This is a genomic window from Candidatus Firestonebacteria bacterium RIFOXYD2_FULL_39_29, from assembly GCA_001778375.1.
Lineage (GTDB): Bacteria > Oederibacteriota > D2-FULL-39-29 > D2-FULL-39-29 > D2-FULL-39-29 > D2-FULL-39-29.
This window is the reverse complement of record MFGV01000021.1, coordinates 39,332-47,913: the sequence shown is the minus strand read 5'-3', so window position 1 is coordinate 47,913 and position 8,582 is coordinate 39,332. Positions and strand designations below refer to the sequence as shown.

At 40.0% G+C, this 8,582-nt stretch carries 6 protein-coding genes; all 6 read right to left on the bottom strand.

Annotated elements, in window-relative coordinates; translation table 11 throughout:
• Positions 1-418: 418 nt before the first annotated feature.
• Positions 419-1,576: a hypothetical protein gene (locus A2536_02075; GenBank protein OGF47552.1), complete on the bottom strand. Its 1,158-nt coding sequence runs from the start codon at positions 1,574-1,576 to the stop codon at positions 419-421.
• Between the two features lie 145 nt (positions 1,577-1,721).
• Positions 1,722-2,618, bottom strand: a complete 897-nt coding sequence (locus tag A2536_02070) for an ABC transporter permease (GenBank protein ID OGF47551.1) — start codon at positions 2,616-2,618, stop codon at positions 1,722-1,724.
• 5 nt (positions 2,619-2,623) lie between these two features.
• Positions 2,624-3,913: a phosphopyruvate hydratase gene (locus A2536_02065; GenBank protein ID OGF47550.1), complete on the bottom strand. Its 1,290-nt coding sequence runs from the start codon at positions 3,911-3,913 to the stop codon at positions 2,624-2,626.
• A gap of 154 nt (positions 3,914-4,067) precedes the next feature.
• On the bottom strand, positions 4,068-5,735 hold the full coding sequence (locus A2536_02060; protein OGF47549.1) for a hypothetical protein: 1,668 nt from the start codon (positions 5,733-5,735) through the stop codon (positions 4,068-4,070).
• 114 nt (positions 5,736-5,849) lie between these two features.
• On the bottom strand, positions 5,850-6,920 hold the full coding sequence (locus A2536_02055; GenBank protein OGF47548.1) for a hypothetical protein: 1,071 nt from the start codon (positions 6,918-6,920) through the stop codon (positions 5,850-5,852).
• Complete coding sequence (locus tag A2536_02050) at positions 6,920-8,578, bottom strand: hypothetical protein (GenBank protein ID OGF47547.1); 1,659 nt, start codon at positions 8,576-8,578, stop codon at positions 6,920-6,922. Before A2536_02050 ends, A2536_02055 begins: the two co-directional genes overlap by 1 nt.
• Positions 8,579-8,582: the final 4 nt, after the last annotated feature.

The following is an 8,582-nucleotide window of genomic DNA, read 5'->3' as shown; positions in this document are numbered from 1 at the left end:
TTTGCCTGCACTGGACTTTCACCAGCTTAAACAAATACGCTTCCCTTGGCACACTAGAATTTAGTGCTTAGTTATTAGTAATTGTTATCTTTTCTTGTACTCAGAGCATTCTTTTACATTCGGTCTCTTCGAATTATTACAGGCAGACGGGTAGTCATAGGCGCAGGTGTCGCAGAGAAATTCATCAGACGGGTTTTTAAGCAGATTTCTTATTTTAGCGAGTATTTTTGCGATAAAACTGAACATATTTCATGGGACCGTTTTTAGCGGCCCCTTTTTTCCATCCTTAGCAGGTTGCTGAAAAACTCTTTTTAAGATTTTTTCAGCTGCAATTTTTATCATTTTACCCGCCATTTGAGGACAAATGGCGAGGTATCAGGCTGCTTAAAGTCCATTATTTTAGTTTTTCAGCAGCCTGTTAGAATATATTGTATTTTATTCCGAGACCGTAAGTTGAATTACCCTGCCCGATAGTTACCTTGGGCAGTATCTTTGTATCCGCCTCGATCATATTTGCTGTAATCTCCGGGATGTAAAAAGCTTCCATAAAAACCGAGAAGTTAGTTGAAAGTTTTAGTTCAATCCCTACCCTGAAAGTCATACCGCCGAAAGCAAGGATCTGGCCTATCGTTTTTTTATACGTAATATCGCCGCTGTCAAAAGTACCTCCGGTAGTTTGTGTTAACCTGTAAGTTGCGTCCGCAAGCATATAGTTAGCATCAAGCCCGGGACCAAAATAAAGAACAAGAACATCATTACCCCAGTCAAAGATATAACCCGGGTGAAGTTTGACAAGCGCGCAAAGCTGAAGTTTAAGATTGGTATAATTAGACGTTGACCTGAAAATATAATCATTTGCCCCTATTTTTATTGCCGCAGCAACCGGATCAGGCTGAAAATATCCACGATAAAATATACCGTCCAAACTAAAAGATATGGCCTTCAACCCCTGCAAGCGCTGTTCAAAAGAACCGGTAAAAGCAAAGAAGAACTGGTTCTCGGCGGAACCTCCGGGAACTGTCGTAAAATTAGTCGCGCCGTCATTTAGCAGATAGTTTACACTGCCGTTGAAAAATCCGCTTCTGATTCCGGGCCCAAAAGAAATCTTATTCAGGTCTTCACCCACAAACTCATCGGCCCAGACCACGGCCCCTGTGGCTACATCTTTTAAATTAACATTTATAACAATTGATTCGCCGGACAAAGTAACCTTACCAAACAACAAACAATCAGCGTTTAAAAGTTGTCCTATTTTCGCCATATTAGTCTGTTCTGTCAATCCGGTTAATGAAAGTTTCTGCTCGTTTATTATTGTTTCAAGAGACTTCTTATCCATCACCTTAAAATTTCCTGTTTTCGCAAGTTTAAGAACAATTTTATCCTCAACTGATTTAAAAGTAATCCCGGGCCCGTATTCAAACGGGACAATAGAAATGACTTTTGCATTTTTTATCTTCGAGGCAGAAGAGTACACCCTTGATAAAGCATCATCTATCGCAACATTCTGATCCATTGCCGCCAGATAGATCGCACTCACTAAGAACAAAAGTATTCCATCAAATATTCTTTTTCGCATTATTCCTCCTTCAAAATTTTTACAGTTTACTGTTTACAGTTTTTTTTGTATTCGAGCTACTTTATTACAGTAAACGGTACACTGTAAACTGTCCTTCACTGCTATTATTAAACATTATACTATATTTAGTATTATTACTTCACTATTATTTCGACTGCTTTGAACCAAAAAGACCTCTCGGCCTGAAGATCAATACTAAAATAAGAATCGCAAATGAAATTACGTCTTTATAAGTCGAGGAAATATATCCTGCTCCCAGGCTCTCAATAAGACCAAGAAGGATCCCCCCAAACATTGCGCCGGGAATGCTCCCGATCCCTCCCAGTACTGCCGCTGTAAAAGCTTTGAGACCTACCATATAACCCATGGAAAAATTAATCATACCGTAAGAAATACTTATCATCACGCCGGCCACAGCCGCCAGCGCTGAACCGAGAAGGAAAGTCAATGATATTATCCCGTCTACGTTTATACCCATCAGACTTGCTGTTTTCTTGTCTTCAGCTACCGCCCTCATCGCCTTGCCAAGCTTAGTTTTTCTCACAAAATAATTCAGTAAAATCATTAAAAGTACTGACACGGCTATTATAAAAACATTAATATAGGAGATATAAACGTTTCCTATATTAATACCGGTATCAGGGAAATTAACATCAAATTTCTTATTTTCCGCGCCGGCAATAAGCATTACGGCATTTTGCAGAACAATTGAGACCCCCAGGGATGTTATGAGAGGCGCCAGTCTGGGAGAATTTCGAAGCGGTTTATAAGCCACTTTTTCAATTATTACGCCAAGAATTGAACAAAACAATATAGATGAAAGAAATACTACACATAGAGCAAAAAAAAGACCGGGGCCGCTCAAGAGAGATACATTGAACAGCCCCAGCGTAAAGAGCGCCCAATAGGCGCCAACCATGTAAATTTCACCGTGCGCAAAATTTATAAACTCGAGTACTCCATAAACCATAGTATACCCGAGAGCTACCAGCGCGTAAACACCGCCAAGAGTAATTCCATTCACTATTTGCTGAAAAAACAATCTTATTACCTCTTAAATATTGAAGCTCCGGGATAAACAGCTCTCTTTCCCAGTTGTTCTTCAATCCTGAGGAGCTGATTGTATTTCGCAACACGGTCAGATCTGCAGACAGAGCCTGTTTTAATCTGTCCCGCACTTACCGCAACTGCCAGATCGGCAATTGTCGCGTCTTCTGTCTCTCCTGATCTGTGCGACATAACCGTCGAATAACCGTTCTTCTTTGCAAGGTCAATGGTATCCAGCGTTTCAGAAAGAGAACCTATCTGATTAACTTTAATTAAAATAGAATTTGCCGTGTCACGGTCAATACCTTTCTGAAGCAACTTCACGTTTGTAACAAACAAATCATCCCCGACAAGCTGAAGTTTCTTACCCCAGATCTCGGTAAACTTTTTCCAGCCTGCCCAATCATTTTCATCAAGACCGTCTTCAATGGATTTGACCGGGTATTTCTTTATCAAATTTCCGTAAAACTTAATCATATCATCGGAGGTATTATTTTTTTTCTTTTCGGCTTTTAACACATATTTACCTTCTTCAAAAAAAGAAGCTGCCGCCGGATCAAGGCAAAACACAATATCTTTCCCCGGTTTAAAACCTGCGGTTTCAATAGCCTGCATCATCACTTTCAAGGCTTCTTCATTGGATTTTAAATTCGGAGCAAAACCGCCCTCATCACCGACGCTGGTACTCAGTCCTGCTTTGGAAAGTATTTTTTTAAGCGAATGAAACGTCTCAGAACCCATACGGAGAGCTTCCTTAAAATTTTTTGCTCCCACAGGCATAATCATAAACTCTTGAATGTCAACATTGTTATCCGCGTGTTTGCCGCCGTTTAAAATATTCATCATAGGTACAGGCAAAACTCTGGCATTTTTTCCGCCGAGATATTCGTAAAGAGGTTTTTTTACTTCTTGTGCTGCAGCTTTAGCAACAGCCAGGGAAATACCGAGTATCGCATTAGCACCCATATTTGATTTTGTATCGGTACCGTCAGCACAGAGCATTTTATTATCAATCTCCCGCTGTTTTAAAGGGTTCATACCTGCTATTTCTTTCGCCAGAATATTATTTACATTGCTCACGGCTTTAAGGACACCTTTTCCGCCGTATCTCTTTTTGTCTCCGTCACGAAGTTCAAGCGCTTCGTTAATTCCCGTTGAGGCGCCGGACGGCACAGCAGCTCTTCCGACCACTCCGGAACCAAGTATTACATCCACTTCAACGGTTGGGTTACCTCTTGAATCCATTATTTCCCTTCCGATTATTTTTTTTATTTTACTTACTCCTGCCATTGCTCCTCCTCTTAAGATTTACCCTGAAAATCAGTCCGGCACTTGCCCTTATGCATAGTAGAATACTTTTAAAGTCTTACATTCTCGATACAAAAACACATCCGGCACTTGTATCAGCAAGTGCCGGACATGTCAACTTTTAACTATCTTTTCTCTATCTATCGGGAATAGTGATTACAGCGTTATTCTTTCCCGAAGGATCTATTGCTTGCTCCATTCCTGACGGATTAACTGCCGTAACTACATAGTAGTACGTCTGACCCCTTCTCTTCCTGCTCATATCCATCCAGCTCGTACTGTCTCCGTTTATTCCTGTTGCATACGGCCTTCTATCTGTTAAGTCAGTGATAACCTGCACATCTCTGTATATATTGTAGCTGTATATTCCATTAGCTCCAAACGGCAGGTCCAATTTCCAGTCTATCAACACATCCGTCTCACCCGGTACCTTTACTTCATACTGGCTTATCCAGGGTGTATTCTGACACCTTGGCGGCGCATAATCTACTATATGCGGGCTAACAAACAAGCTCACATCCACTTTTTCCACTACAGGATTTGACGATTTAAACAGCATTCCGATTAACGGAATATCTCCAAGGAATGGAACCTTCGTTTCAGAAGTCATCGCCCTATCCTTTATCATTCCTCCCAGTCTTATCGTTCCGCCGTTACTTACAAACAACTTTGTCCTTATCTCCCTGTTATCTATGACCGGTATTCTCATTCCTTCCTGCGGTGAAACATAACCTGCAATCTGGTTCATCTGCGGGTTTATCTGCACACTGATTGTCCCGTCTCTCTGGGATTGAGGAGTTACCTGTAGTATTATATTTACATCCTGATAAGTATACGAATACGTTATCGTACCGCTAACTACGTTCATAGATGTAATCGGTTCCCTTGATCCTATCTGTACTCTTGCTTCTGTACCATCTTCCACTATAACATCCGGATCTGCGACCATTTCAACATGGGTCGTAGCCTGGGTCGCAAGCATTTCAAACTCCGTTTTGTTATTAATTCCATCAGTATAGGTAAACGGACCTAAAAAAGCTCCCCCTACATACGTCGATGCTCCTGCTCCTACCGTTGTTGTTAGTGTTGTTTGTGATGCAAATAATGAACTACCCGACTTGTACATCGTTCCCAGCCATCTGCCCGGGCTAGTTATGTCTAAAAACGCTTCGCCTCCCATACTTATCTTAGAGGCAGGTGTATACTGAAAATCCATTGAAACTTGAGTGTCCGTTTTCTTTGTCGTTTCTAATAACTTCGCCTTTATTGCTATTAACTTTGCTTTTCTTTCAGGGTTATCCAATTCTTTTAGCAAACTTTCAATTCCCTCAAATACTTCCGCTACATCGGTAATAATAAGGGCGTTTGTCCCTACATCCACCGAGACTACTCCTTCTTTTGTAAGTACTGACTTCATCTGCCTTACAAGTTCACCCGCTGTCGCGTAGGTCAACGCATACAACTTGGTAACTCTCGGAGCCTTTGTGTCCTCTTTTTCTTTTTTCTTTACATGATAAATACCGCCGGCATCTACCGTAAACTGCAGACCCTTCGGCTCCAGGATTAAATTCAAGACGGTGTCAAGTTCCTGTCTTTCTGTTATGCTAAGAGTTACGTTACCATACACTCCCATGTCCGCCACCTCTATAGCATACGCAACCCCTGACTTCAAAAACACCGTTTCGAGCGCTACTTTTACCGGTGTATTCGGGAAGTCTATAGGCGCTTCCACAAACTTTACATCAGCAGCAAATGCAAAACTTCCAATCAGCATTGCGACTACTACAGTTAGTATTCTTTTCATCAGCCATTCCTCCTTTTATTTTTTTTAAAATACTTAAGAGACTACACCTCCTTCTCTATCAGGGGCAATAAGACCGTGTTACCGGCACAAGCCCCCAAAGTTTTATGAAACTTATCACCTTTTTAATTTCGACAACTCCCCTGTTACATCATCCATTTCCAGAATAAAACCCATTTTCGTAATTTGAAGTAATTTTAAAGAATCATAGTTAGGAATAGTTTTATTATCCCTTGTTTTCAAAATCCCGCCAACCATAGCATAGTAGACATTATTCGTATCATTATTATAAGTAAAACCATAAATAGGATTAGAAGCTATGAAATATCTGAGTTCACCCGGAGGGATAATCTGCTTTGGTTTTGGAGGGTCCATAGGCCTGAATATAGGCTTTATATTCCATTCTCCGTCCTTTGTCTTAACAGTTTCTTTCACCATTATCCTTTTTTCTGTTATAGGTACCACCTGGGCTTTTTCTCCCAACAAAACATCAGAAATATGATCTTCAAAGGTCACATCCCCTATCAAATCCACAAGCTCTTTATCCAGCTCAGAAGGTACGACATAGACCATAACATTAAAATTATTAAGTCTTACAGAATTTTTATTATCACCCTGTGCCAGCCTGAAAGGCTGAATTTCCAGCATTTTATTACTTGTTTCAAATGATTTTAAAAACCCGAAAAAATTACCGAGTGTCATCTGGAAATTGAACTCCAGAGACCTTCTCTTAAATTTAATTCTAATAACCTTTTCAACTCCGTCTTTTGACTTAACTTTGAAAAGCTCTGTAGTATCAGAAGGCTCTGACCTTTCTGTAGCATCCATTCTATCACAACCGTATTTCTTTGCAAGGTTTTTCACAGCTTCTTTAAAATCACCGACCTGTTTTTCCGACAAGAACTTATTTCTGAGCTCAAAAGCCGCCGTGTCCAGGACAGAAAATGCCTCCGTTAACTGGGCCTCCTGCGTCTTAATCATCAGAGAACTGTCATAATCCTCCGAATACTCGGTGTAATCCTTCTGCTTTTTAACAAGATCTCCGGAAAAGAATACGAACATCGCAACCGATACAACAAAAACCAGAAGACAGGAAGCATAAATTATCAAATCCACCTTGCTGATGTTATAACCTTCGAGCAAAGCAAGAATTGTCTTTTTTTGTGTTTTAGAATTTTGGGCAGCCATTATTTATTCCCTCCCGCCGAACTAACCGAAGTTTTGGTCTTGACTGCAGGTATTCTTTCTGCTCTGATAGAAACCTTAAAAGCAGTCCTATCCTCCAATTGCCTGGTGTTAACACTCTTAAGTTTTTTAAAGTTTTCCGTATTTTCCCCGTTATCGCAGAGTTCCTTGACAATATCCTCTTTGCAGGCACCGGTAGTGTCAAAACCCAGAGAACTCCATTCCGCAGTTTCAAGCCACATTCTATCCGGAACAATCGAGCTAAGCTCATATATATAAGTCGACCATTTTCTAAACTTAGTTTCAGGCTTGGTATATCTTATTTTTATTATCTTCAACCTGTCTATTGCTTTCTTCTTCCTTTTAAGATCTTTAATATCGGAAGACATGGTATCAAGCTTTCCTGTTATATCATCTATTTTCAACATTACATCCGATCTTTGTTTCATTTTATATCCCGTCGCAAGCATCAGAATCAGGAAAATACAAACAGCAACAACAATTATAAGAGACCTTCGACTCCGGAGCTTCCTCCCGATTATTATTTCAAGCGGAAGTAGATTGATATTGTTCTTTACCTGCAACAGATTACGAAGTCCCGCACCGATAGCGGTAGTAAGCAAAGGCAGGTTTTCCAAAAGCGAGGACTCTATTGCTTTATCATAACTGATAACATTTTTATTTATCTGATTTTCACTTTTTACGTTTTTTCCGATCTTTGACGAGATATATTTACCGATATTTACGAGTTTGGACCCGCCTCCGCTTATAATAACTTCCGAAACAGAACTTCCGCCGCTCTTGCTTTCAAAGAAAGAAAAAGCCCCGTTAAGCTGCCTTAAAAAATCCTTAATCTTCGATTCAAGCGCAGAAAACACCTTTTTAGATTGATCATCAGAGCCGGTATAACCCGCACTAAAATCCAGTTTACTGACGTATTCTTTCGCAGTCAACCAGTCCATGGAAAGGGAAGACTGAACTACTTCTATAATATCATTTATTCCCCACGGAACATTAAGACCAAATTTTAAACTTTCACCTTCAAGCACATTTACTGCGGTTGTCTCCGAACCAAAATCAATTTTACCCCAGACCTTGTCTTTTGGTATCACCATATTAAAACAGGAGAAGTTGAGACTGGCAAGAGCATTCGACTCAAGAAAATCAACCGAGAACTTTAATTTTTCCGCTAAATCAAGATAATTATTTACGACTTCTTTCTTTGCAACAGCAAAGATAACATCCATTTTTTCCCTGCCATCACTCTTTACATCTTCTTTTCTTCTGTATAAATGAGATATATTGACATCCCAGATCATTTCTTTAAGATCAAACGGGATAAACTCCTGATTTCCTCCAAGTTTCAAGGCTTCCCGGAGTTGCTTTTCCAGCATTATGGGCATTGAAAGTGTGCGGATATTTTCCTCAAATTTACTGATAGCCAAAACAACATTAACCGGTTTTAAATCCTTGAATATCCTGCCTAATATCTGAGAAATAGCTTTCATACGGATTCCAGGGGAATCAAGCTCTTTTGATGATAATCCGTAATCTTCAAAGTAAAATCTGTCAATTTTGACACCATTTGACGTCTTTTTGAGCTGAACAACCTTTAACTGGTTGTAGCCTATGTCAATTCCTATGCTTGTTGTTTTAGCCAATTTA